The following is a 25,376-nucleotide window of genomic DNA, read 5'->3' as shown; positions in this document are numbered from 1 at the left end:
TAAAACCTGGATAATCTTTTAGCCTATTCTTTTTTGTATCTTATTCCTAAGGAGATGTGTTTTTGTGAACATAATTCAGATTTTTTTTCAAGTCGTTCTATTTCCACTATAATTTCAAGAGATGATGATATAATATAGAATGGATCAATTTGGAAAGGCGGTGAGATTGTGAACCATTATTATTTTTCTGAATGTAAAGCGGATGAAAAAGCGTCGGATATTGCCATTCATCTTTATACGGTTCCTTTATCTAATCCGCACGAAAAATATTCTTATGCCCATTCGATCGCTTATGAACTGAGAAAGCTAAATTCGTACATAACGGTGGCGGCGCATGGACAGTATATAGCATCGTTTGAAGAGATTTGTCATTGGGGAGATCATCGTTATATTCAGCACGAACATCGGCCCATTCAATGTTCTTTACCTATGGAAAGAACAATTTTGGAAAGATTATTAAAGAAAGAATTAGAGAATCGTTGTAAAAGCAGCTATAAGATGGATAACGACTTATTCCGTTTAGCCAATGAACAGTCTATGCATGTCGGTGAAATTAGCATTCATCCGGCGATCTATATTTCCTTTTCAGTTGAAGAAAATGGAGATATTTTCGTCGGTTTTGATTATCAGCACCGTTTTGAATATCGAAAAACATTGCAAGATGTGATCAATAATGATCCATCGCTTCTCAAAGAAGGAATGGAGGTTGTCGATCCATTTAATAGGCGGGCATACTATTACACTTTTGTGGGGATGGCTGACTATACAGCCGGGCAAAAAAGTCCGTTTTTACAACAAAGTGTCATTGATTATTACTTAGAAAAAAATGAACTGTGGAAGCTAAAAGGAGTTCATGAAAAAACACCGGTCGTACATGTAAAAAGCAGAGACGGTCATCTTCTTCCTTATTTGCCCCATTTGCTAAAATTAACTTGTTCATATGAGCAATTGCTGCCATCGATGACGAAGGAAGTGAATCGCCTGATTAAGCTGTCACCAAATGAAAAAATGTCTAAGCTTTATACAGAAATGTTCCGCTTGCTTAGGCAACAACAAGTGTTGACGTTCAAAAAAGAAAATGTGCGGGCGGTTAACCTAGGCTATGATGTTAATGAGTTGGATTCCCCGATAATGGAGTTTGGACAAGGATATAAAACAAATGAGATTTATAGAGGGCTTAAGCAGTCGGGAGTGTATGAACCGAGCAGTGTAGCCGTCAGTTTTTTCGTCGATCCAGAGCTGAACTATGACCCACAAAAGCGAAAAGAAGTAGGATGTTTTGTAAAAAAGCTAGAATCAATGTCTGAAGCGCTTGGTGTAAAGCTTAATATTTCCGATCAGCCTCGCCAACTATACGGTCAATTGCCAAAAGACTTTTTTAAGCAAGATAACCTGTCGTATCATTTGAAATCCATTACTGACCAGTTCCGCGGAACAGTAGTAGTGGTCATTGGAACAGAAGAAAATATTGATCGCGCCTACGTTACGATTAAAAAAGAATTTGGCGGAAAAGAAGACTTGATGACGCAATTTGTTGGGTTCACTTCTTCTTTAGTTACGGAAAATAATATCTTTCACTACTATAATATTTTGCTGGGGATTTATGCCAAGGCAGGAGTTCAGCCTTGGATCTTGGCCAGCCCGATGCATTCAGATTGCTTCATTGGCTTGGATGTCAGCCATGAACACGGAAAGCATGCCTCTGGGATCATTCAAGTTATTGGACGCGATGGGAAAATCATTAAACAAAAATCAGTGGCTACAGCGGAAGCGGGGGAAACCATCGCCAATTCTACAATGGAAGAGATTGTGAATGAAAGCATATACAGCTACGAACAAATATATGGAGCGAAGCCGCGGCATATTACTTTTCACCGCGATGGTATTTGTCGGGAGGATCTAGATTTTTTGCAAGCTTATTTGCGATCATTTCAAATTCCTTTTGATTTTGTAGAAATCATAAAAAAACCGCGAAGAAGAATGGCTATTTATTCAAATAAAAAATGGGTGACAAAGCAAGGAATATACTATTCAAAAGGAAACACGGCGTATTTATGTGCGACAGATCCGAGAGAGTCTGTAGGCATGGCTCAACTTGTAAAAATTGTGCAAAAAACGAATGGTCTGTCTGTTCATGAGATTGTTTCTGATGTATATAAGCTATCGTTTATGCATATTCATTCCATGCTGAAGACACGCTTGCCGATTACGATCCATTACTCCGATTTGAGCTCTACTTTCCATAACCGCGGGTTGATTCACCCGCGTTCGCAGCATGAACGGGCATTGCCGTTTGTGTGATATGAAAGGGTTGCTTGCCCGCCACTCTCTAAGGGTTGCTGGGATTTGTAGAAGCAGAGAGTCATTGCTTGGCTCTCTGTTTTTGTTTTATCCCATGCAGGAATTTCGCACATGTTGTCGAATAACGTATGTGAATTTTCACATGTGAGGTGAATGTATGGCTGTTGACCATGACCGCTTGTTCAAAGAGTTGATCCAAGCATTTTTTGAAGAGTTTATTCTTCTCTTTTTCCCCGAAATGTACGAGTATATTGATTTTCAGCATTTGTCCTTTTTATCTGAAGAACTGTTCACCGATGTAACGGCAGGGGAAAAGTATCGCGTCGATCTGTTAGTCGAAACGAAATTAAAAGGGGAAGATGGGCTGATCATCGTCCATATCGAAAACCAAAGCTATGTGCAGCCGTCGTTTCCTGAACGGATGTTCATTTACTTCAGCCGCTTGTTTGAAAAATACCGCACGAACATCGTTCCGATTGCCGTCTTCAGCTATGATGCCATCCGCGACGAACCCTCTTCGTTTACGCTTCAACTTCCGTTTGGCAGCATCCTTCACTTCCGCTTTTTCACCATCAAACTACGCAAACAAAATTGGCGCAACTACATTCGCATTGACAACCCGATCACCGCTGCGCTGCTTAGCAAAATGGGGTATACTGAAAGTGAACGAATCGAATTGAAAAAACAGTTTTTGCGCATGTTAGTTCGTTTAGAGCTGGATGAAGCAAAGCAGAGGCTGTTAATGGCTTTTTTGAAACATATGTGAAATTGTCGGATGAAGAAGAACAACAATTACGAAACGAGGTGAATCAAATGGAAACGAAAGAAAAAGAGCAAGTGTTGGAATTGTTGATTTCGTATGAACAAAAGGGAAAACGTGAAGGAGCTAAGCAAAAAGAGCGAGAAATGATGCGAAAAATGATTGCAAAAGGAATGAGCATTGCCGATATTGCACATATATTTGACCTAACGGAAGAAGAAGTTCATAAAAGGGTAAAAGATGAGTAGGAAGGGGCAGTACTTGGCATCTGCTCGAACGTGATTTTATTTATAAGGATGAAAAGACGATTAGAGGATTTAAAGAAATAATGGAGCGCCTTTTGGAACTGGAGAGATACAAGAGAACATTATTAGATGACGAGGATACTTCTTCCGATATATTAATAACAATGAAAATAGCAACCATTGAGCAGACATTAAATTATTTGATGGAATACGAACAAGGGAAGTTGCATGAAGAATTTAACCGGGAGCGAGAACGTATACATTATGGGAGGAAATAAAGAGATTTCAAACGATATTTTGCATGTGGAGTGAAATGTATAACGATTGACCACGACCGCTTGTTTAAATAAAAAGATGGCACAGCGTTTTTTAATGGTTTTATTCTTCGCTTTTTCCCGAATATGTATTGGCCTGGTACCTGTTGTTACCCGCTAAAGGAGAAAGCTACCCTAAGATGATGGGGTAGCTTTTTTGTTTCGATTGCCTGAGTTTTCAGACGGTATATTAGGTTAATTATGCATAGGAAATTTGCAAATGATTTTACAATATTCGACAACGTTTTTCTACAAATATTGGTACAATCGAATTAAATGAGATTTTTGGTTTAGGAATAAGGAAGGGGATCATGATGACAACGATTTGCAAAGCCGATTACTATTACGGGGCGTTGCTTTCTGCGCTGGTTAATGGGGGGCTGGCGCCTGCACTGTTTGAAAAAGAAAACGATAACCGGCAAATATACGAAGTCACGACGAATAAAGCGAGTTATATCATTTATACGAAGTACAATACCACTCCATCAGGTTCCAAGGATTTCACTTGGTCCTTTTCGTTTAGCGACAATGAGATCGAAGAAATTACTAAGATTCATCAGGAAAACAACAAAGAAAAAGAATTTATCTTTGCCTTTATTTGCGGCCAGAAGCAATTAAGCGACTACAATCAAGTCATTGCCATCGTCTACTGGGACGAATTTCTCGAATGCGTGGATATCGAAAAAGAACAAGTTCGCGGAACGGCGCGGCTGTCCGTGAAAGCAGTCAAAGGCTCCCCATGGCTGCGCATTTACGGCAGCAAGCGCGCTGACAGGCTCGATGGGAAAGATAACACGATCAAAATTGAACGAAATCGCCTAGGTAATCTGTAAAGTGGTATGGGGGATGTGAAAAGGGAGGGGGGCAGACGAACGTGAATCTTTTCTATACACTGCTTCTTTTATGTTTGCTTGCCTTATTGGCAAGATGGATCAAGTCAAAAGAAGCGGAATGGATTGGATCGTATGGAGAATATAAAGTCCGTAAAGCAATTAAAAATATAGAAGCAACATCATCCGGAAAATACAAAGCTTTTCATAACCTGTATATTCCAAAACAAGACGGTTCAACTTCGCAAATTGATCATGTTATCCTTTCCGATCAAGGACTGTTTGTCATCGAAACGAAAAATTACAGCGGCTGGATTTTCGGAGATGAAACGTCAAAATATTGGACGCAAGTCATTTATAAACGAAAAGAAAAATTTCTTAATCCTATTTTGCAGAACAAAGGGCATATCAAGGCGTTAAGAGGCTGGCTTGGGGAGGAGTTTGCGCATATTCCGATTCACTCGGTTGTCGTGTTTTTGACGCGGGCAAAGTTTAAATCAAATGCTCATTTTGCCCATGCTTATGTGGTTTATCCGAAACAATTGAAACAAGTGCTCGAGCAACATCAAACAAAAGTGATCGATAGGGAAACAAAGGAACGTTTAGCTCAAAAATTAGAAACAGTGCTTGCCAAAGATAAGACACAAGAAAAAGAAATGAAAAAGCGGCACGTGCAAACGATTCGAACGAAGCAAAAGCAGACGGAACAACATATACAGCAAAACCGTTGTCCAAAATGTGGCGGTGTTCTAATCGTTCGGAAAGGGAAATACGGAACATTTAAAGGTTGCAATAATTATCCGAAATGCAAGTTTACGCAGTCGATTGGCTGAACTTGCAACACGGCCGTTTGGGCAGCAACTATAGATAAGGGAAGGAGGAAAATGATGTTTTCTATTCACGAGGAATTGGAACGCCTATCGCAAAAGTATCGATTTTTTGCTTCAAAAGAAGCGTTTAAACAGTCATTAAAATTTCAGCTTCAAGAAAAATTCCGCGTCGAGGAGAACAAACGCTTTCATGATTATCTGATCGATTTGTGGGTGGAAGAACCGGAAAGTGGGCGCCAATACGCGATTTGTTTAATGAACAAGCTCGCTCGGGTCACGATAAAGCAAAACGGGCAAACGATTGAATTGAAGCACCACGGTGCTCAGGATCAGGGTCGTTATGATTTTTTGGCGCAAGTGGAAAAGTTAGAACGAATAACAATGGGGAGAAGGAATGTATACGGGATCGTTGTGCTGCTAACGAATGACCATTTGTATTGGACCGAGCCGATGCGACCAAATACGGTGGACTGCGAGTTTCGCATTCATGAAAACCGGATCATCACCGGGGAGTTAAAATGGCAGGAACGTGCATCAGCAGGGACGAAAGAAAACCGTGATGCGCCGATCTTTATTAAAGGGAGATATCAATTGAAATGGCATCATTATTCTACTATCAACCAAGATAAACATGGCGAGTTCCGATATGTAGCCGTTCATGTTGGGGACGTATATAGTTGAGAGAAATAGTTTTAGTGTCTGTTGTCACCTATCGAAGAAAAGCTGTGTCAGGAACGAAAACGTCTCGGGCAAGACTTGATTAACCCGGATTTATCTGTTGTGATGAAGAAGTGTTATGAGAAGCAATTAAAAAATTAGAGTGCGACAGGAGAAGCTTCGTTGCACGCGGATCCTGTCACTTGTCGAATGTATGGGCACAGACAGGGGGGAGAAAGTTTGTTAGCTGAAATACATGGAAAAATATCATCAGACGGTTCGAATTTAAGCGAGCGGCTTGAAGATCAGCTGACAGCGAACGTATTTGGTACGTCGCGTTATCTCCCTTTTCACAAAGGGATTAAGCCGATTTTAAGCAAGGCTGTATTTTTTTCTCAAACTGATCAAACGGTGTTCATAAATGGTTTGGAGATGCAAAAAGACGAGTTTATAGGGGATAAGGTTAAGTTTTGGGTCAAGGGAGAAAGAAGTGAAATCGATGTTTTACTTGAATTGGATCATTTGATCATAGGAATCGAAGTGAAATACCATAGTCCTTTATCATCAGACGATCAATTGGAGCGAGAAGCGAGTGATTTACTAAAGGGTAAAGGGCAGACGCCAAAGTTTTTGCTCTTATTAGGAACGGAACCAGAAGTGAATATGATGGCTAAAAAGGTGATGGAAAACAGAAAACTGCCAAGCGGTGTTCATTTCGGGTATTTATCGTGGCAAGAAGTGTTCCATCAATTGGTGTACGTGCAAAAAAATGAAACATTGAATGAGTTTGAAAGGTTAATGCTGAAAGATTTGATTGCTTTATTGAGAAAAAAGGGATTTGATCGTTTTCAAAACTTTCAAAGCCTTGCTTGTCCTTTAGTTGACCACTGCTCCTACTTTCATTTTTATACAGATGAACAATTTTTTCATTTAAGTGCCAATCGTATTGAAAAGGAGTGGTATTATGAATTCCGTTAGTATACGAGAGAACATAAAAAACGCTTTTGAGGTTGTGCGAAAAACGTACGAGAGTGTCGATAAACTGTTGGCGGAATTGGACCGTCAATCGGTTGAATGTGGATTTGTTCCGGTGATCCCACAATTTTTACGTCAGAAATCTGACCGCGAGTATCAAGGCTGGTTCATTCAATCTTTTATCAAGCTATATCAGAGAGATTCTGCGCCTCCTTGCCAGTTGGGGAATGGGTTGAAAAACGACCCAATCTATGCGGTTGAAATCTCATTCAAAGAAGAACCACGAATGACGTTGTGTAAATACGTGTATTCAACACTTGAACATTGGGATAAACCACCGATCGTTTCTGAGCATTGGTTTTTCTACTGGCCTTTATATGATGGCAATAACTTTACTAATCATGAATCTGAAAATGGAGTGTTTAAACGCGTTCCAAATGACGAAAAAACTTCAGAAAAATATGGTAAAATTCAAGAAGTTATTTCAAAGAAAATTGATTTATTATCCATTACATCAACGAACATTAAGGATAGGGTGTTTGATGAGTTGCATCGTTTGTGACAGATAAACTGGAATTAGGGAAATTAAAACAGTTGACAGACTGAGGAGGGCGGTGCGTAGGGATCAAAATAGAAATGTCTCTTCGGATGGTAATATTCCGTCTAGCAGAGTTGGACAAATGGAGAAACGGGGGAAAGAAAAAACGGTAAAGATTTTTTATTGAAGAAAACCGTCTAGAAGGCTGGTGAAAAACGACTGATTTCGCCGAACCCATTGTTTTCGGTCGAAAGAGAAGCGTTGATTTTGCAAGACTTCTCTATTTGAGAAAAAAGTCCGTTTTTCCGCGATTTTTCACTAAATCACCGGCCTTCCAGAACAAAAGGATTTGGAGGAACCTGGATGTCAAAATGGTGGATGATCCGCGCGGGCGATCGCAATGAACTGATTCCGCTTTGGCTGGAAAAGGGCATCGCATCGATCGGTTGGGCGAGATTGGGCGATCCGAAGCGCTTTCGGTCGAAAGAACAGCTGCAGCGAAAGGCGGATGAAGTGTTTGCCGAGTCAAAACCAAAATCGAGAACGAGTTGGGTGAATCAAGTATGGCGGTTTGCCCATGAAATCAAAAAGGGCGATCGAGTGATCACATATTCAAAAGAGAAAAGGGAGTACATTGTTGGAACCGTGACAGAAGAGCATCGTTACGATCCCTCCATCGGGCATCCCTATTATCCGAACATCATCCGGGTAAAATGGGAAAATGCGACAGTTCCAAGGGATTCGCTGTCAGACGGAGCGAAGAACAGTTTAGGTTCGACGCTGACGGTGTTTCGAGTGGACGAATGGGGCGATGAAATCGAGCAGCGTTTACACAGTGAACCATTCTCAAAACCTCAACATGAAGAGGGGGAAACGGAAGAAATCGTTGAAGACCTTGTTGGAAAAGCGTTGATGATGATCCAAGACAAAGTGGACAAGCTTGATCCGTGGCAAATGCAAGATTTAGTGGCGGGCTTGCTTCGGGCTATGGGGTACAATGTGCAAGTCAGCCCGAAAGGCCCTGACGGTGGGGTGGATGTGTTGGCCTATAAGGATGCATTCGGTTTTGAAAAACCAATTATTAAAGTGCAAGTTAAGCATCGCAAAAGTGCCGCTTCGGCTCCGGAAATCCAGCAGCTTCTCGGGGCCAACCCGATTGATGCCAATTGTTTGTTCGTTTCGACTGGAGGATTTACTTCCCAAGCAGAGGCAGTCGCCAAACATAATTCCGTGAAACTGATTGATTTGGAAGAGCTGGTCAACTTGATTGTCCATTGGTATGAGAACATGCCTAGCGATGCGAGAGCGCTGCTTCCGCTGCAGAAAATGTATGTGCCCGAATCTTGACAAACATAAGGCTTCATCCCTGCTTGGCAAGTGCGAGAGGATGAAGCCTTTAGTGATGATCGACATGTTTTTACTCCAAAACGCTGCGATATTGATCGTACACTAGCGAGGTCAAACTAATCTTGTCTAAATAACGAACAGGGCACAAGAAGGTCACGGTGATGACCCCAGGATGTCGGCCAATTTCGATGGCGCCGGTAATCGTGGCACGGTTCATCACCTCAGGGACAGAGATGCCTAACGTTTTCGCTGCCCGCTGCAACCCGTTTTCTGTTGCCTCATTTAGGTTGGCACCTGTCCCGACAAAGGAAATCGGCAACGATTCTTCCAATTTGTTTACCCCCCATGATTGTGCCAAATCGAGGGCGATCTCTTTTTCTTTTTTTGTCAATGGCTTTGCCAAGTAGGGGAGGTCCTCAGCAACAGGAAGAAGAATCGGTCCGTCAATGGTCAACCCTTTGATCACTTTCACTTGAAGGGTGACGATGCCAGATACGTCGGTCGTATGCCCAGCAATTTCCCCGTCGCCCTGCATGGCATGCATATCACCGAGATAAACACCTCCGCCCCGCACTTTCACAGGGCAGATCAACACGGCGCCTTCGCGTACACGGTTAATGTCCATATGTCCGTCCGTGCGATCTTCCAGCTGTTCTTTCGTAATCCCGTATTCATGTGGGGCGTTGATCAGAAATTGGCCAAAGTCGCCAGCGTTATGTGAATCCGGTAGCGGACGCGCCGGGGTGGTGCCGAGCTGTCCGAGGAACGGGCGGAGTCTGGCCACCGTTCCGACTAAGTCATGGGGCGCAAACGTGACGATCGGGTTTTGGACGGAGTTGTCGGGTGTCGCCATGTAGTACCGTCCTTGTCGAGCGATGTGTTCTGCCGCTTCTTTATGCACGGTCACGCCGATTTGTCGGTTTGGATCAAACGTCATCGTATAGCCGTTCGTAAATACAAATGGAGTCACGTCCGCGCCACAATTCGCACACCGAATGGCTTCCGGGCCGATCCCCTCGATTTTCGTTTCCGGGTACATCGTTCCGCACTGTGGGCATTTGACAGCAACGAACGGATCGCCGACAAACCGACCTTCCATTGGTTTATCATTTCCTGAGGATGTGGCGATAGAGGTGACGCGAATCGATTTGATCTTAATCGCAATGGCGTCTCCTACTTCAGCGCCTTCGACAAAAACGGGCTTTGTCACTTCATGGCCACCGCGGATGCAAGGAGTGATCATCGGTCCCCAGCAGCCAGGAGTAGTATTGGCGACAATGTATCCCCCATCCTGCACGGGGCCAAGCATGTTTCCATGAGGGTCTAAGATGCCGTTAGTGAACTCATTGACAAACACGGTTTGTTTCGCTTCCATGGCGTTCCCCTCTTTACTTTTAGATTTTAGGATTGGTTACATAGGAACCTTGGATCGCTGACAACGAACCTTCGACGGGTGATGTCTAACTACATTTTAGGAAATTCAGTAGAGTATTGTCAAAATAATCGGGTGTATATTTATTATATTTTGTTAAGTCAAAATATTTTGGAATTTAATTCTTGTAATGTATAATAATTTTAGAAGGGAGGAAACGAAATGAGCAATAGCATAGAAAAGAAATTAAGAGAAAAAGGGATTAAGTGTTCAGAACAGGAATTGATGATGCTTGAGCATCAGTGGAAAGCCATTCAGCAACTAAAACAGGGAGTCGAAAAACTTGGTTTGAATGAGGCAGATATTGGAGTCGTCCACCAACCGGGAGGTGTGTATCGTGGAAAAACGGCTAAATACGAAAACAATCTCTGAACTTTCCCCTCTTCTAAAAAACAAAGAAGTTTCACCTGTTGAACTCGTTGACGATGTACTCGAACAAATTGAAACATTAAACAATAAGCTGAATGCCTATATAGAGGTGACAGCAGAGAAAGCACGCAAGCAAGCTGAGTTGGCGGAATCGGAAATCCGATCTGGAAATTACCGCGGCCCGCTACATGGCATCCCTATAGCAATCAAAGATATTCTTTACGTAGCTAATGAAACAACAACGATGGGGTCAAAAATTCACCGAAACTTCCGGCCAACTTACAGTGCGACAGTAATCGAGAAGTTGACGGAAGCGGGAGCAGTGTTTCCTGGAAAAACAAACTTGCATGAGTATGCTTGGGGAGCAACGAACAATAATCCTCATTTCGGACCTGCCCGAAATCCTTGGGATCCTGAACGCATTCCCGGAGGCTCAAGCGGAGGATCGGGGGTCGCAACGGCGGCGCATATGACGATTGCTTCCCTAGGAACAGATACCGGTGGTTCGATTCGAATTCCTTCTTCGTTTTGCGGCATTGTCGGTTTAAAGCCCACCTATGGACTAGTAAGCAAATATGGTTGTTTCCCGCTTGCATGGTCGTTGGACCATATCGGTCCGATGGCGAAAACGGCGAGGGACGCTGCCTATATTTTAGAAGCCATGGCAGGATACGACCCAAAAGATCCTACTTCCACCGATGCCCCTGCAACGAGTTATTCCACACAATTCATGGAGTCTGTTAAAGGTGTAAAAATTGGCATAGAACCGTACTTCTTTGATCATGTGGATGAAGGAGTCGAAAGAGCGGTTAAACAGGCGATTGCTTCTTTGGAACGCGAAGGTGCTGTTGTAGAAACCGTGCGAATTCCAACATTGCAATATGCGCAGTATGCGGAAATGATCACGATTCTTTCAGAAGCCAGCGCTATTCATCACAATCATTTAGTAGAAAGGGAAGAAGATTTTGGCGATGATGTCCGTTTCCTTTTAAAGCTTGGAGAACTCCCTTCCGCTGTAGACTACTTGGAAGCGCAACAAATTCGTTTGAAATTGGATCACGAGTTCATGGAAATATTCAATAAGGTAGATGTTTTGATCACCCCAACCATTCCGTTTCTCCCTCCCAAAATCGGGCAGGATACGGTATGGATCAATGGAGAGGAAGTAAACTTTCTTGACCATATCATCCGTTTTACAGGACCGTTTAACTTGACGGGCTTGCCTGTTGTAACGGTGCCATGTGGTTTTGTTCAAGGACTTCCTGTAGGGATGCAAATCATCGGCCCAGCCTTTGGGGAAGGAACGATATTAAATGTTGCTGATGTGTTTGAAACGTTGCATCCTGAGCTGAAATACCCGCCGGCCGTTCTAAGAAAGTAAAAGCAAACGCTGGTCGTGGCGATGTACTTACTGAAGGGCGGTCTCAAAAGGTGATGATGACATAACTTTTTGAAGCAGCCTTTTTCAACTGAGTGTTTTTCACTCGCGTTCGCTGCTGTTTGTATGACGGGGAGCAAGCACAAAACGGAGAGCTTTTTTCCTGGCTCTCCATTTTTTATGTCTTCCATGCAGGATTTTCGCCTCGTGCTCACGAATGATAGTTGGTGAACATCTTCATCGTGAGGTGATCGGATGGCCATTGACCATGACCGGTTGTTCAAAGAGCTGATCCAGACGTTCTTCGAAGAGTTTTTCCTCCTCTTTTTCCCCGACATGCACGAGCATATCGATTTCCGCCATTTGTCCTTTTTGTCCGAAGAACTGTTCACTGATGTGACCGCAGGAGAAAAATACCGCGTTGATCTGTCGGTCGAGACGAAGCTGAAAGGGGAAGATGGACTGATCATCGTTCATGTGGAGAATCAAAGCTGCGTGCAGTCGTCCTTTCCGGAGCGCATGTTTGTCTATTTCAGCCGTTTGTTTGAAAAATACCGCATCCGCATTGTTCCCATTGCCGTCTTCAGCCATGATGCCCTCCGTGATGAACCGTCCGTGTTTTCGATTGAGTTTCCCTTTGGCGAGGTGCTGCAGTTCCGCTTTTTCCCGGTGGAGCTGCGCAAGAAACATTGGCGGGATTCTATTCGGCATGACAATCCGATTGCGGCTGCGCTGCTTGGCAAAATGGGGTATACTGAAAGTGAGAAAGTCGAGTTGAAAAAAGAGTTTTTGCGCATGTTGGTGCGATTGGAGCTGGATGAAGCGAGGCAGCGGCTGCTCTTGGGCTTTTTTGAAACGTATGTGAAGTTGTCGGAGGAGGAAGAGCAACAACTGCAAAGAGAAGTGAAGGCGATGGAAACGAAAGAAAAAGAGAACGTGTTGGGGCTGATCATTTCCTATGAGCAAAAGGGAAGGAGGGGTTGGAAGAAGGGATGGAACGTGGAATTCAACAAGAAATGAAACAGCTGATTCGTAACATGGAGCGCAAAGGAATGACGGTGGAAGACATTGCTCGGTTGGTGGATCTTCTAGAGGAAGATGTTCGGGGATTGCTTGAAGAGTAGGGAAATAAAAAACAAGGGGATGGCCATGGGGAATAAGAAGGTTGGTGACGACAAGCGACCAATTGATCGTCGTATGGACGGCATGGCCTAAGGATGCCGAAGGGCCGCAGCGTTTGTGAAGACCGTGACCGCGGAAGCGCCTTGCTTGATTACGAAATTTGGCCGCCTTTCATCCTACGGTTTCCATTGCGGGATGAAAGACGGTGTTGTTTCGCATCTTCTTGTGAGGGAGGAAGAGAAAAATTGGATTTCCGTGATATCCCGCAACTCATTGCCCGAATGCTCATGGAAGTGATTCAAACGCATATACCGCACCAATGGATATACACCGCTGAACCATTCATCAACCCATACAACGGCAAGATCAGCTATGACTATTCCGGTGAAGTGAGGAAAATGAAGAAGGAAGAGTTCGCCGAGCTTGTCCGGTCGCTGGGGAGAAGTAAGGGCTCGCGATTTTATTGTTCTCCGTTAGATGAGTTGTTAAACAACGTTTACATTGATCAATGGGTGCCGACGTATATGTCTAACTATGGAAAGCGTTGGGTGACATACTGTGACTTGCTTAGGGAAACATTTGATCAATGGAAGTACAGCCACTTTGAGATTTATGACGAGGACGGGAATGAGGTCAATGAAGATCTCAACTTGCAACTTGATGAAATATTCGAAGATTTTTTAGAGAATACTTCGCACGAGCCATTTGTTAGAGAAATTGAAAAAACGATTGCCTAATACGATGGATGTCACCTTGGAATGTTTCGGGTGTAGATGGCTTATATGACGCTTTGGCGGCATGGAGCCGTCTTTTTTGCTGCTATGAAATGATTTCGTTTGTTTTTCATCAGTCTTCTTGAAAAATCTCTGCGTTTTTTCTCGAGATGGTGGCGAAATATTCAACGATTTTGTAAAATTATTGTGAAGGGCGATTGCGGATGGTCGTGTTGATGTCATGAATATGCAACGGTGCATTGAATTATATTAATATATTTTTGTTAAAATCGATAATAGTGACATACTATTAATCAATTGTGTTATAATAAATTTTGTAATCGCCCTCAAAAACAAAAGGGGTATCGGTGGAATCATTTCGAGCGATCGCTCGATGCTCTTTTACAACTATTCATGGATAGGGATGGTAAACATGGGCAACAAACAAGGAAAAATGGATGTCATTTTAATCGGCGCTGGCATTATGAGCGCGACGTTGGGGACGCTCTTGAAGGAATTGGCGCCCGAGTGGGACATTGTCGTCTTTGAAAGACTGGAAGAGGCAGGAGCGGAAAGCTCCAACGAGTGGAACAACGCCGGGACGGGGCATGCGGCGCTTTGCGAGCTGAACTATACCGTTGAGAAGTCCGATGGGTCGATCGACATCAGCAAAGCGATCAAAATCAATGAACAGTTTTACGTCTCCTTGCAGTTTTGGGCTCATTTAGTGAACAGCGGAGTGCTCGCGAATCCAAAAGAGTTCATCCGCCCGCTGCCGCATATGAGCTTCGTGCAAGGGGAAGACAATGTGGCGTTTTTGAAAAAGCGGCATGAAATGATGGCGGCCAATCCGCTGTTTAAAGGGATGGGATTTTCCGATGACCCGAAAAAGTTGGCCGAATGGGTGCCGCTCATGATGGAAGATCGGGTTGTGACCGAACCGATTGCGGCGACCCGCATCGAATCGGGGACGGACGTGAACTTCGGGGCGTTGACGCGCCAACTGTTTGAACATTTGAAACGGAAAAATGTCAACATTCACTACCGCCATCATGTCGAGGATATCCAACGGACAAGCGATGGCTTATGGGAGTTGAAGGTGCGGAATTTGGACACGGGCGCCGTTGAGCGCCATGCGGCCAAGTTCGTCTTCATCGGCGCCGGGGGAGGCAGCCTCCATTTGTTGCAAAAATCCGGCATTCCCGAAGGAAAGGGGATTGGCGGTTTCCCGGTGAGCGGGTTGTTTATGGTGTGCAACAATCCGGAAGTGGTGGAAAAGCACCATGCGAAAGTGTACGGCAAAGCGAAAGTCGGGGCGCCGCCGATGTCGGTGCCGCATTTGGACACGCGGTTCATCGACAATCAAAAGATGCTGCTGTTTGGGCCGTTTGCTGGTTTTTCGCCGAAATTTTTGAAAAACGGATCGATGCTCGACTTGTTCACTTCAATCAAGCCGCATAACGTATTGACGATCTTGGCGGCGGGCGTGAAAAATATGGCCTTGACCAACTATTTGATCCAGCAAGTGCTGTTGTCCAAAGAACAGCGCATGCAGGAGCTGCGTGAATTTGTCCCGACGGCGAAAAGCGACGAATGGGACATCATCGTCGCTGGTCAGCGCGTGCAAGTGATTAAAGACACGGAAGCTGGCGGCAAAGGAACGCTGCAGTTCGGCACGGAGGTCGTTCATGCGGCCGATGGCTCGATCGCGGCGTTGCTCGGCGCTTCGCCAGGCGCATCGACGGCGGTTCATGTGATGTTGGAAGTGATTGAGAAATGTTTCCCAGAGCAGATGAAACAATGGCGACCGAAAGTGAAAGAAATGATTCCGTCCTACGGTGAATCATTGATGAAAAACGAATCGCTTTTGCGGCAAGTGCAAGCGTCTACAGCGGAAGCGCTCGGGTTAAATGGCCACTTTGCGCTGCAGCTTGCGTAGGCCCATGCCAATTGCGGCCTGCTGGGGATAGCTTGGCCGTCTGTGAGAAACAGCTGCCTGAAGACGAAGGGCAGCTGTTTTCCTATTTTGATTGTTGTTCTGTTGATGGGATCAAAGATGTGCGGCGGAAGCCTTGAACACCGCTCGCGGCTGCGTGATGGGGCAAAATCGGTTATACTGAAAGTAAGTAAATGGATGGAATGGGAATAGACGTTTTTACGCTATCATTTGCTTCACGTTGAATAAACCTGTGTCGCGGTTCGTCCCTTGGTTTTTGAACAATGAGGAGATGGTCAGACAACTCCGCGGTGGCAGGCGAATAGGCTAGGGTGAAGGGGGTGACGCAATGATGAGGTGGGTGTCGGCTTTGGAAAAGCGCAATTTTTTAACATCGTTTTTGCACAATCATCGCTTAAAGCATCCGGATGCCCGATTTGTGCTTAAGTATTTGCTTCAGCACCCCCATTTGCTTGAGAACGTCCAGTTTACGGAAACCGAGCAAAAGCAAGCGCGGTGGCTCATCATCTCAACCGCGATGGCGGAAGAAGAGGGGCTTGTGTTTTATCGACGCGGTCAAAAAAGCACGAGTTTGGCCGCCATTATGGGCGATTTGGCGCTGCATCCAAATGAACCGCTCTATTTGACGCTTCATTTTCCAGGAAAGGCAAGGAATTTTTCGTACCTTCGGCTCATTGATCACCAAGCGTTTGAAAACGTCCGTCGGCATGAGCGCCATGAGAAAATGGCGAAAGCGGCCGAGCAAGTGCTCGATGAAGCGTTGAAACGCCATGAAGTGTCGATTTTGAAGATGCAAATCGATCAAGCGCTTGACCGCAAAGATATGGAGCTGTTTCACAAGCTGACGGAGCAGTTGAAAAAATATGAAGGACAAAGCTGACAAAACACGGTCAGCTTTGCCCTGACGGTGAGAAAGGGATATCAGTCGCTGCGTTGGCTATTGTCCATATCGTGGAAGCTCCGTTGTTGCTTTTTCTGATCCCCCTCATTGAACGATCGGTGCGACGGCGCTTGCTGCGTCATAATCGCTTGGGTCGAGTTCCGTCGGCAGGCCGATGACGAGTTTCGCCAACTCCTTTCCTAAATACGGGCCGACGGTGAGACCTGAGGAGCCGAGCCCATTGGCGATATACACCCCAGAAAAGCCCGGAAGCGGTCCGAAGATCGGGAGAAACCCAGGCGTGCGCGGGCGAAACCCGACCCGTGTTTCCACGTAGGTGCACGCCGACAGCCCTGGCGCGACGGCGAGCGCTTTGTCCAGTATTTCGTGGATGCCGCCGGCGGTGGCGCGGACATCCATCCCCGCTTCATCTTCATGGGTCGTTCCGATGATGATTCGCCCTCTAGGGAAGGCGAGCATATACTGATTGTTCGGCGGCATGACGACCGGCCATCGGCCAGTCTCGCCTGCCAACCATTCGAGATGAACGATTTGTCCTTTTTGCGGAGTGACGGCAAACCGAACGCCCAGCGGCTCAAGCAGTTCGCCAGCCCATGCGCCGGCTGTGACGATGACCGCTTCGGCCGTGTATTTCGCTCCATTGACTTCCACGCCGATGACGCGGGAGCCTTCAAACAGGATCTGGGCGTTTCCGCGGATGTAGGCGGCGCCAAGCTTTTGGGCCGCGTTTGTGAGGGCGTCCCGCACCGCCCGGCCGTTCACTCGGGCGGCGCCGCTCACATATAGGGCATGATGCTCACCGCCAAGCGGCGGAAACAGCTCCTTCGCCTCATGGGGATGAAGCCGCACGATCTCTCCCATTTCCGGCGCGTCTTCGCGCCGTTTGCGAGCGCGCTCCTCCATTTGTTCCAGTTTCTGTTCGTCTGTATGCAGGCAAAGCGCCCCGACGCGCGCATAACCGGTGTCCGTTTCCCCGAGCGCTTGCAGTTCTTCGATGAGGGAGGGGTAAAACTTCGCTCCGTTTTTGGCCAATCGGTACCATTTTTGGTTGCGGCGCTGCGACAGCCAAGGGCAGACAATCCCCGCCGCCGCACCGGTCGCCTGCCCTTTGTCGCCGCGGTCGATGATGATCACGTTTGCGCCTTCCTTGGCCAAATGGTAAGCGGTCGAGGCCCCTAAAATGCCGGCTCCGACGATGATGTACTTCATTCATGAACACCTTTTCCTTTTTTCTACTAGCATACCATAGACGGCGCCAATCGGGAACCGGTGTGGGCCGGCCCGAAAGCCGGCAGGCGTCAAAAAGGCGCCCGCGTCAAACGGTGTTCGGCATATTTTTTCCGTAAAAGATTTCATCCATTTCCCTTCTCAGCTTGGCGGTTGTTTCATTCGCTTCTTGTTCGCTCAAATCCTCTTTTGCATAGCCAAACAAGTAGTTGTCCAAGTCAAACTGTTTCAACTTGCATTTTGTGTGAAAAATATTCTCTTGGTAAATGTTTACGTCGATCATATCGTACTTTTCGCGAATGTGCTCCGGGATATAATCTTGAATCGACGTAATGTCATGGTCGATAAACAGCTTGTATCCGTGAATGTCGCGCGTAAATCCGCGCACGCGGTAGTCGATGATCATAATGTCGGCGTCAAATGAATGAATCAAATAGTCGAGCGCTTTGAGCGGCGAAATTTCCCCGCATGTGACGACATCAATATCGGCGCGGAACGTGCTGATTCCGTCATTCGGGTGGTATTCTGGGTATGTATGGACGGTGATATGGCTTTTGTCAAGGGAAAGCACCACCGCCTCCGGCAAAGGGCCGTCATCTTCGGGCACCTCGACGACCGGCCCCTCGGAAACGAGCATCGCCACGCTCGCGCCCTGCGGAACGTAATCTTGTTTGGCGATGTTTAACACATGGGCGCCGATCATGTCGGCGACACGTTTTAAAATATTCGTCAGCCGTTCGGCATTGTACACGTCGTCAATGTATTCGATATACGCCTCCCGCTCCTTCGCCGTTTTCGTATAGCAAATATCGTACATATTGAAGCTGAGCGATTTCGTCAAGTTGTTGAACCCGTGCAGCTTGACGCGCGGTGTTTCGTTCATCGACGGGACCCATCCTTTCGTTTTTTCTTAATTTGTCCCGTTGCTGGCGAAGATAGTAATTTTTCATTTGAAATGGAAGAAAACGGAATATGGGCTTGCCCTAATGGTCTATGGCCATTTCCGGGAAGCGTCCGCTTCAGCTTGCCCGTTTCGCTTGATATTCTTGAATGACCGACCGGACAATGTGAAGGGAGTCCCACTCCTTCGCCGAAAAAAAGACGATCGGATATTTTTTCGGGAAAAGCGTTTCTTGAATTTGTTTCGGCGGCATGCCTTTTTCGTATAAATCGATGATGTTGCCTTGAAGTTCAAGCAAGTAATCGAGTTTTCGCTGCAAGGCCTCGCGCCCGTTTGGGAGATAGCTGGCATGGGCGCAGAAGACGTCGCCGAAATCGTATGTCAACGTGCGTTGCAAGGAGGCGATGATCGCCGGGATGTTTTCCTCGCGCAAGATGACTTTCGTTTTCTCCTGACAGTACAAGTCGCCGCTGAACAATTGCCCCGTTTCGCGGTTCAAAAACGCCACATGATCGATGGAATGACCTGGCGTCGGGATGACGTCCCACGTTGCGCTTCGCGAGGAAAACGTCGTGCCGATGGGCTTGGCGGTGAATGGATCGCGCTTGCCCCAAAACACTTTTCGATAGAGCGGATAGTCCGCCTTTTGCTGGCAATAATGGATCATCAGTTCGTTCATATAGATGGGCAGGCCCATCTTCCGCTGCAAAAACGCTGCGCAGCCGGTATGGTCTTCGTGATAATGGGTGATGACGACTTGGTCGATGTCTTGTTGTTGGAAAAACGAAGTAAATTCGTTTTCCATCGATTTTGCGCCGGTGTCAATCAGCACCCCATCGATGACAAAGCAGCGGACGGTAAGACGGACGCCTTGAAACATCGCCGTTCCTTTGGCGATGCGCACGTTTTGCACGGTCTCCGTTTCAAACCGCTTTTTGATCACTTTATCGAGCAGCATGGCGAACGGGCCTCCTTATTGGTGTGAGGATGTTGTTACCATTATACCATAACAAAATGAATGATCATTCATTTTTATTGGCGTTTCACGCACATCATGTGCTTGATGGGATGGAGAAAAACGATGCTATCGTTAAGCTTACTTCAATCCAGTGTCTGTGAATATCCCCTCTTTTGGAGGGATTGAACGTTTGATCAAAAGGAACGATTCGGAAATATGAAGGGGGGCAATTTCGCGCAGCTTGTTCAATATGGTAAAATGATAGGGATCATACTACAATGTGGGCCAAACACAATGGATGGACTTTTGCGGACGTGCATTCCATGAAGCGCCTGACGTATTCCTAACAAGTGTGGAAGGGGAATGTTCATGAAAACCGTTATTCATGCTTTCGCCATTTCGATCATCGTTCATGTGGTGTATTTGGCATCAACAATCGGCATAGGGTATTGGAAAACGAAGCTTTATAAGCCTGATGTGGGGAATGCTTGGGAGAAAGCGGCCATGCTGCAAAATGAGGTTGTGTTTGGCCAAACGGGGTCGCCGATGGTGTATTTGGTTTCGTTTGTAGGAGTGGCGGCGGTCAGCGCCTTGGTGATGCATGTGTACCAAATGGTTCGCGGCTAACAAAAAGGAAAAGGAAAAAGCCGGTCCCGAAGGGGAACGAAGCCTGTTGGGGCGGCTTTTCCGATTTTAGACGTTAATAGCCGTCCATCCGGCATCAGCTACAATGACCGTGCCATTGACGAGGATTTCACTACTCTATGGGAATAACGAAGAAAAAGGAGAACAAGGGGATGGCCGTTCTCCTTTTTCATGACGCAGATAGTGGAGATCAGTATTCATCTCTGTGAACATTATGGAGCAGGATCATATCCCACCACCGTCCATATTCCCGTCGCGTCTTGCCGGATCAGCCGTTTCAAATATACTCGCTTGATTGGAGTGTTGTGGGCGTCCACTTCTACGATGGCCTCCTTCCCGTTGTTTTGGATAATGCGCAAGTCTTCATAGTGAATCGGGTAATCTCCAGTAATGCCTCCAGGGGACATTTGCAGGCTGACAAATACTTGAGCCACAAACAAAGGATCCAATTTCCAAGGCGAACTTCCAGCATCGACGTTTTTTTGATCATTTTTCTCCCGTTCCAAGTCAACAGGAACTTCCACCTTCGGCTTGAATGGGAATGGATCTTTATGTGTCGGCATTTCAAAGGCTCCGTTTGTCAGCTCTTTGGTGAATGCGATCAAGTCCCCCAAAGAGGCATGGCCGATAACGGCGTATTCAAACCCGTTTTGCCGCCAGCGAATCGAATGGAGGTCCGTCAGGCCGGCATATGGTCCTCCTGCTCCGATCACGCCTGATTCTTCTACAACCGGCGACTGAATTTCAGCAGTTTGGTGATGAATTTTCCCGACCATCGCGGTTGGGGCAAGTTTCCATTCGCCGATGGCTTTTCCTTGGATGATGACAATCTCTTTGTCCAGTGCCCGGTAATAGAGTTTGACCAGTTTTTTGTCCGGTATGATCGCGATGCGGTCTTGGACATATCCAGACGGGATTTGGCTGACCGTATCAGGCAGAAATCCGACAGCCTCCTTTGCTTCATCGATGTTGGTGACGATTTGTTCCGGGTTTTGGTTGACTTCTTGAAACCCTTTTGGCACATGGTAGGTCAGCAGTTTTTCAGGGATAGCGTGGTTCCATTCGATTTTCGTGTACGTCATTTTGTATTGGATCCCATGCTGCATTGCATATTGTTTTTGCAACGGAAGACGGGTTTCCTTATCAATCCATATCCGATAAGGCTCCCCTCCTTGTGGGGTGACTTCGACAATCCAAGATGGACGGTTGGCTGCCTTCTCTTCCCCGATGATGTTCGTTGATATGGCCTGTTTGATCCCTTTGATTTCGTTTCCGAGTTCAAAGGCAAAACGATACGGATCAGGGAAGGCAGGAAATCGATGAACTTGTTTTTCGGAAGGCCGGATCTGCCATTTCGTTTGCCCGTTATTGACGGTAATCAGCCCTTTGTTTGAACCTTCCAGTTCTTGTATATAATAGCGTCCGTGTTTGTCGGCCCAAATTTCCAATTTGGCTTGTGTGGTCGTCTTGCCTTGGGCATTCGTTTCGACAATTTCCAAAAATCCATGGTAGGCGTTGACGTCTTGAAAGGCTTTTTCCATCGCCTTGACAATGTTGGGATGGTCAAAGAGTGAAGCGAAATGGATCAGCAACGATAGGGCCAACATAGCCGCGATGCCGGCGATGCTGGCCATCCAGGCCCGTTTTTTCTTTTTCTGTTTTGTTTGCACTAGTTGATCGGTGACCGCACGGACCAGTTTGGCTGGAAAATCCCGCTCCGGCATGGCAGGCTCCCTGAGGTTGCGGACGAGCCTGACTGTATGAAACAGCTTTTGCAATTCGGGATCTGCCCCTAAATGTTCATGGTCTTTTGGTTTTTTCTCGGCGTTCAATTGATCGATATAATCGGATAATCGGCGTTCGTTGTCATGCATCGATGGACTCCTCCTTCATTTCATCCCGTCATGTAAAATGCGGGTAAGAGACTGCAATGCCCGATGCTGCATTACGCGAATGGTTGTTTCTTTTTTGTTCATGATTTGGGCGGTTTCAGCGACGGAATACCCTTTTATAATTCTTAGTTCGATCACCGTGCGTTGCTCTTCATTGAGTTCATTTAACGCTTTTTCGATCGTCATGCGCTGTACACTCCATTCCGCAGGATCCTCAAAGGCAGCCTCTTTGGGGGCAATGGCTTCCAAATCGGCTGTCGTTCCTCGGCGTTGGTGCTGCCGCCAGCGATCCCGGATGATATTCAAGGCCACTGTTTTTAGAAAGGCCATCTGTTTATCAGGGGGGACGTGGTTTTTTTGCAAATAGGGGATGGCCCTTACATACGTTTCTTGTGTGATGTCTTCCGCTTCTTCACGGTTTTGGACCTTAAAATAGATCAATCGGTAGACCGGCTCCCAAGTGGAAAGGCATAAATGTTCGATCCAGTTGACGCGGCTGTCTTCATTCGCATGAACCATACATCGTAACTCCTTTTTCCCGATCGGGTCATTTACGCTAATAAAAACGATGAAGCTGCTTAAAACGTTACGGCCATGGAAGTTTTTTTGATCGATGGCTGTGTCCATCGGTTGGATAACGGTTTTCTATGCATGTCGCTATGCCGATCTTCAAGGTAAAACAAGGACGAAGGCTGTGATCATTTCGATCATGGTGCATATCCGCGTTGTTTTGCCCATACACTGAAAGAAGAGGAGAAACAGGGAGGGAAGAGCGTGCAATTTTACTACGGCCCACACATGCCGCTGCGCGTTTTGGATGAGATTGAATTCTGGAAGCATCAAGAAGAGGAGCATACGGTCGTCATTCGCGAGCTTGCGTCTGGATTGGAAGCGCCATATGTAGAAGCGTTGAAAAAATGGGAGGAGGCGCTTTCGGCTGCGCATCAGCACGCGGTCCGTTATATCGAATCGGTGGTTCGGGCCGGCCATTATGTTCCTGAACAACTGCATCAACAAGTGCTCCATTTTGTGTCGTACTGCCTAGAGCAGAGCCTTCAGTTCATCGAATTATGCCGGCAAATCAAAACCCGCAGCAAAGCCGTCAGCCAAAACCCGACCGCCAAGGTGGTGCTCGATCACATCATTCGCGAATCGGAGTATTTTGTCGGCATCGCGCAGTTGTTGCTGTACGGTACTCATTCGGCATTGGCTGCACTGCGGACCAATCCATCGGTGACGTCATATGATGTGCCGTAGTATAATCGAATGGGGTGCTTCCACCTATTATGATGAGCCACGAGGGGGACATAGCTGTGATTGTCACGACCACCAATACCATTGAGGGAAAAGAAATTGAAGAGTATTTGGGCATCGTAGCGGGAGAGGTCATTTTGGGCGCCAATGTCGTCCGTGATTTTCTCGCCAGCATCACCGACATCATCGGCGGGCGGAGCGGAACGTATGAAAGCAAGCTGGCCGAAGGGCGGGAGATGGCGATCAAGGAGATGGTCAATAAGGCGAGAAGCCTTGGCGCCAACGCCGTCATCGGGGTGGATCTCGATTTTGAAACGCTGCGCGACGGCATGATGATGTGCATTGCGACGGGGACGGCGGTGCGGCTGAAATCGTAATGGGAAAGCAGCGGGTCTATCGGCCCCTGCTTTTTTTTGCTTTGTCGGCTGCCGTTGTGGGGGTGTCAGTGCATCGGCTGTTGATGCTGATGGGGTTTTGCAGCTTGAAATAGGATTGACAGAAGAAAAAAAAGCGGTTTATGGTTCGCATATATGAACAAATGCTCATATATTAAAATGTGAGGGAACAGCCATGAACGCAGAGGATCATTCGTTTTTAGATGAAAGTGTGATTGAGGAAGTGTCACGGATCTTTAAAGCCCTAGCGGATCCGACTCGGATGAAGATGTTGTATTTGTTGTCGCAGGAAGAATGCCATGTAGGCCATATTGCGGAAGTGCTCGGCATGTCGCAATCGGCGGTTTCCCATCAGTTGGCGCTGCTTCGGACGTTGCGGCTTGTGAAATATCGCCGTGAGGGGAAGATGTTGGTTTACTCATGTGATGACGAACATGTCATATCGTTGCTAAAGCAGGCGATTGATCACGCACAACACCAATAAATAAGGAGAGAAGATGGATGCATCATCACGCGCACGGCCATTGTGATCACCATCACGGGCATCATCACGGCAGAGAAGGAAATCAAAAAGGGCTGGCGATTGCCCTCGGTGTAACGATCGGGATCATGGTGCTCGAGTTTGTCGGCGGGCTTGTGACGAACAGCCTTGCTCTTCTTTCGGATTCGGGGCATATGCTGAGTGATGCCATTTCGCTTCTGTTAAGCCTGGCGGCGGTTTGGCTGGCGGCGAAGCCCGCGTCGCCGAAGAGAACGTATGGATTTTACCGGTTCGAGATTTTAGCGGCGCTCGTAAACGGGGTCACGTTGGTGGTGATTGCCGCTTGGATTATTTGGGAAGCGGTCGGGAGGTTTGTGAATCCACCTGCTGTCGCGAGCGGGCCGATGATGGCGGTGGCCGCCGTCGGGTTGTTGGCAAATCTCGTGAGCGCTTGGGTGTTAATGCGCAAAGGGGATGTCAAAGAGAACGTCAATGTCCGCAGTGCGTATTTGCACGTGATCGGCGATGCGTTAGGCTCGGTCGGGGCGATGGCGGCAGGGCTTGTCATCTGGCTGTTCGATTGGTACGCGGCCGATCCGCTCATTTCCATCGCGGTGGCGGTTTTGATTCTAAAAGGAGCATTTGCCGTAGTCAAGCAGACAGTGCATATTTTAATGGAAGGAACGCCGGCGGCGATTGACCATGCGGAAGTGAAGGCGGCGCTCTCGGGCATTGATGGGGTGATCGATGTCCACGATTTGCATATTTGGACGATCACCTCGGGGCTTGATTCGTTAAGCTGCCATTTGCTCATTGAGGAAGGATGCGATGGACAGGCGGTTTTGCAGCGGGCGATTGATTTGGTCGAAACGCGCTTTCACATTCGCCATGCGACGATTCAAATTGAAATGCCGCACATCCGCCATGGGGAGATGGAAGTGTGAGGGCGGGTCA

23 protein-coding genes and 2 pseudogenes are annotated in these 25,376 nt (G+C 46.7%); 19 read left to right on the top strand and 6 right to left on the bottom strand.

Translation table 11 applies throughout. The features are described from left to right. The first annotated feature begins 168 nt into the window (after positions 1 to 168). From ACVX3G_RS13450 to ACVX3G_RS13415, 8 genes and pseudogenes are all read left to right on the top strand, one after another. On the top strand, positions 169 to 2,301 hold the full coding sequence (locus ACVX3G_RS13450; protein ID WP_020279644.1) for a Piwi domain-containing protein: 2,133 nt from the start codon (positions 169 to 171) through the stop codon (positions 2,299 to 2,301). Positions 2,302 to 2,458: 157 nt separating this feature from the next. Next, positions 2,459 to 3,309 (top strand): annotated as a pseudogene (locus ACVX3G_RS13445) (Rpn family recombination-promoting nuclease/putative transposase). Positions 3,310 to 3,934: 625 nt separating this feature from the next. After that, on the top strand, positions 3,935 to 4,453 hold the full coding sequence (locus tag ACVX3G_RS13440) for a hypothetical protein (protein ID WP_014195563.1): 519 nt from the start codon (positions 3,935 to 3,937) through the stop codon (positions 4,451 to 4,453). A gap of 41 nt (positions 4,454 to 4,494) precedes the next feature. Beyond that, entirely contained in the window at positions 4,495 to 5,283 is a 789-nt protein-coding gene (locus ACVX3G_RS13435; RefSeq protein ID WP_014195564.1) for an NERD domain-containing protein, read from the top strand. Between the two features lie 54 nt (positions 5,284 to 5,337). Then, the gene (locus ACVX3G_RS13430; RefSeq protein ID WP_081107419.1) at positions 5,338 to 5,961 is read left to right on the top strand and encodes a hypothetical protein; all 624 of its coding nucleotides are present in this window, start codon (positions 5,338 to 5,340) and stop codon (positions 5,959 to 5,961) included. Between the two features lie 159 nt (positions 5,962 to 6,120). Beyond that, positions 6,121 to 6,915 (top strand): hypothetical protein, encoded by a 795-nt coding sequence (locus ACVX3G_RS13425; protein ID WP_231293769.1) that lies wholly within the window; start codon positions 6,121 to 6,123, stop codon positions 6,913 to 6,915. Further along, positions 6,902 to 7,474: a hypothetical protein gene (locus ACVX3G_RS13420; protein ID WP_021322742.1), complete on the top strand. Its 573-nt coding sequence runs from the start codon at positions 6,902 to 6,904 to the stop codon at positions 7,472 to 7,474. The genes ACVX3G_RS13425 and ACVX3G_RS13420 overlap by 14 nt, the downstream gene beginning before the upstream one ends. A gap of 339 nt (positions 7,475 to 7,813) precedes the next feature. Next, positions 7,814 to 8,797 carry a restriction endonuclease gene (locus ACVX3G_RS13415; RefSeq protein ID WP_014195568.1) on the top strand — a complete coding sequence of 328 codons (984 nt, stop codon included), beginning with the start codon at positions 7,814 to 7,816 and terminating at the stop codon, positions 8,795 to 8,797. Between the two features lie 70 nt (positions 8,798 to 8,867). On the opposite strand, the gene ACVX3G_RS13410 is transcribed toward ACVX3G_RS13415, so the two are convergent. Then, entirely contained in the window at positions 8,868 to 10,172 is a 1,305-nt protein-coding gene (locus tag ACVX3G_RS13410; protein WP_011230887.1) for an acetamidase/formamidase family protein, read from the bottom strand. A 219-nt stretch (positions 10,173 to 10,391) separates the two neighbouring features. Between ACVX3G_RS13410 and ACVX3G_RS13405 the strand changes: the two genes are divergently transcribed. The 6 genes and pseudogenes from ACVX3G_RS13405 (at position 10,392) to ACVX3G_RS13380 (ending at position 16,648) form a co-directional block, all read left to right on the top strand. Next, positions 10,392 to 10,601, top strand: a complete 210-nt coding sequence (locus ACVX3G_RS13405; RefSeq protein WP_014195569.1) for a hypothetical protein — start codon at positions 10,392 to 10,394, stop codon at positions 10,599 to 10,601. Next, positions 10,567 to 11,979, top strand: a complete 1,413-nt coding sequence (locus tag ACVX3G_RS13400) for an amidase (RefSeq protein WP_011230888.1) — start codon at positions 10,567 to 10,569, stop codon at positions 11,977 to 11,979. Before ACVX3G_RS13405 ends, ACVX3G_RS13400 begins: the two co-directional genes overlap by 35 nt. Before the next feature lie 252 nt (positions 11,980 to 12,231). Further along, a pseudogene (locus tag ACVX3G_RS13395) lies at positions 12,232 to 13,100 on the top strand (Rpn family recombination-promoting nuclease/putative transposase). A gap of 243 nt (positions 13,101 to 13,343) precedes the next feature. Further along, the gene (locus ACVX3G_RS13390) at positions 13,344 to 13,835 is read left to right on the top strand and encodes a hypothetical protein (protein ID WP_011230891.1); all 492 of its coding nucleotides are present in this window, start codon (positions 13,344 to 13,346) and stop codon (positions 13,833 to 13,835) included. Positions 13,836 to 14,244: 409 nt separating this feature from the next. Further along, positions 14,245 to 15,750, top strand: coding sequence for a malate:quinone oxidoreductase (locus ACVX3G_RS13385; RefSeq protein WP_025039164.1), 1,506 nt, complete (start codon positions 14,245 to 14,247; stop codon positions 15,748 to 15,750). A gap of 349 nt (positions 15,751 to 16,099) precedes the next feature. Continuing rightward, positions 16,100 to 16,648: a YpiB family protein gene (locus ACVX3G_RS13380; RefSeq protein ID WP_025039163.1), complete on the top strand. Its 549-nt coding sequence runs from the start codon at positions 16,100 to 16,102 to the stop codon at positions 16,646 to 16,648. Positions 16,649 to 16,753: 105 nt separating this feature from the next. Here the strand turns inward: ACVX3G_RS13380 and ACVX3G_RS13375 are convergent, their stop codons facing one another. From ACVX3G_RS13375 to ACVX3G_RS13365, 3 genes are all read right to left on the bottom strand, one after another. Next, on the bottom strand, positions 16,754 to 17,878 hold the full coding sequence (locus ACVX3G_RS13375; protein ID WP_011230895.1) for an NAD(P)/FAD-dependent oxidoreductase: 1,125 nt from the start codon (positions 17,876 to 17,878) through the stop codon (positions 16,754 to 16,756). Between the two features lie 106 nt (positions 17,879 to 17,984). Further along, on the bottom strand, positions 17,985 to 18,779 hold the full coding sequence (gene speD, locus ACVX3G_RS13370) for an adenosylmethionine decarboxylase (protein ID WP_011230896.1): 795 nt from the start codon (positions 18,777 to 18,779) through the stop codon (positions 17,985 to 17,987). 136 nt (positions 18,780 to 18,915) lie between these two features. Next, positions 18,916 to 19,755 carry an MBL fold metallo-hydrolase gene (locus tag ACVX3G_RS13365; protein WP_021322749.1) on the bottom strand — a complete coding sequence of 280 codons (840 nt, stop codon included), beginning with the start codon at positions 19,753 to 19,755 and terminating at the stop codon, positions 18,916 to 18,918. A gap of 369 nt (positions 19,756 to 20,124) precedes the next feature. On the opposite strand from ACVX3G_RS13365, the gene ACVX3G_RS13360 reads away from it, so the two are divergent. Continuing rightward, on the top strand, positions 20,125 to 20,382 hold the full coding sequence (locus ACVX3G_RS13360; RefSeq protein WP_011230898.1) for a membrane protein: 258 nt from the start codon (positions 20,125 to 20,127) through the stop codon (positions 20,380 to 20,382). 230 nt (positions 20,383 to 20,612) lie between these two features. Here ACVX3G_RS13360 and ACVX3G_RS13355 read toward each other — a convergent pair whose 3' ends face one another. Both ACVX3G_RS13355 and ACVX3G_RS13350 read right to left on the bottom strand, forming a co-directional pair. Next, the gene (locus ACVX3G_RS13355; RefSeq protein ID WP_025039161.1) at positions 20,613 to 22,274 is read right to left on the bottom strand and encodes a LolA-like protein; all 1,662 of its coding nucleotides are present in this window, start codon (positions 22,272 to 22,274) and stop codon (positions 20,613 to 20,615) included. A gap of 15 nt (positions 22,275 to 22,289) precedes the next feature. Then, positions 22,290 to 22,919 carry an RNA polymerase sigma factor gene (locus ACVX3G_RS13350; RefSeq protein WP_231926020.1) on the bottom strand — a complete coding sequence of 210 codons (630 nt, stop codon included), beginning with the start codon at positions 22,917 to 22,919 and terminating at the stop codon, positions 22,290 to 22,292. Positions 22,920 to 23,066: 147 nt separating this feature from the next. Here ACVX3G_RS13350 and ACVX3G_RS13345 point away from each other — a divergent pair, with 147 nt between their 5' ends. From ACVX3G_RS13345 to ACVX3G_RS13330, 4 genes are all read left to right on the top strand, one after another. After that, on the top strand, positions 23,067 to 23,549 hold the full coding sequence (locus ACVX3G_RS13345) for a DUF2935 domain-containing protein (protein ID WP_025039160.1): 483 nt from the start codon (positions 23,067 to 23,069) through the stop codon (positions 23,547 to 23,549). Between the two features lie 56 nt (positions 23,550 to 23,605). Further along, positions 23,606 to 23,923, top strand: coding sequence for a YbjQ family protein (locus ACVX3G_RS13340; protein WP_011230901.1), 318 nt, complete (start codon positions 23,606 to 23,608; stop codon positions 23,921 to 23,923). 193 nt (positions 23,924 to 24,116) lie between these two features. Continuing rightward, on the top strand, positions 24,117 to 24,425 hold the full coding sequence (locus ACVX3G_RS13335) for an ArsR/SmtB family transcription factor (RefSeq protein WP_011230902.1): 309 nt from the start codon (positions 24,117 to 24,119) through the stop codon (positions 24,423 to 24,425). A 17-nt stretch (positions 24,426 to 24,442) separates the two neighbouring features. Beyond that, a complete protein-coding gene (locus tag ACVX3G_RS13330) occupies positions 24,443 to 25,366 on the top strand; it encodes a cation diffusion facilitator family transporter (protein ID WP_011230903.1) in 924 nt (307 codons plus the stop codon). The last annotated feature ends 10 nt before the right edge of the window (positions 25,367 to 25,376 follow it).

It is taken from the genome of Geobacillus sp. PLS 41 (assembly GCF_056494105.1).
This window is presented reverse-complemented; position numbering and strand designations above follow the sequence as displayed.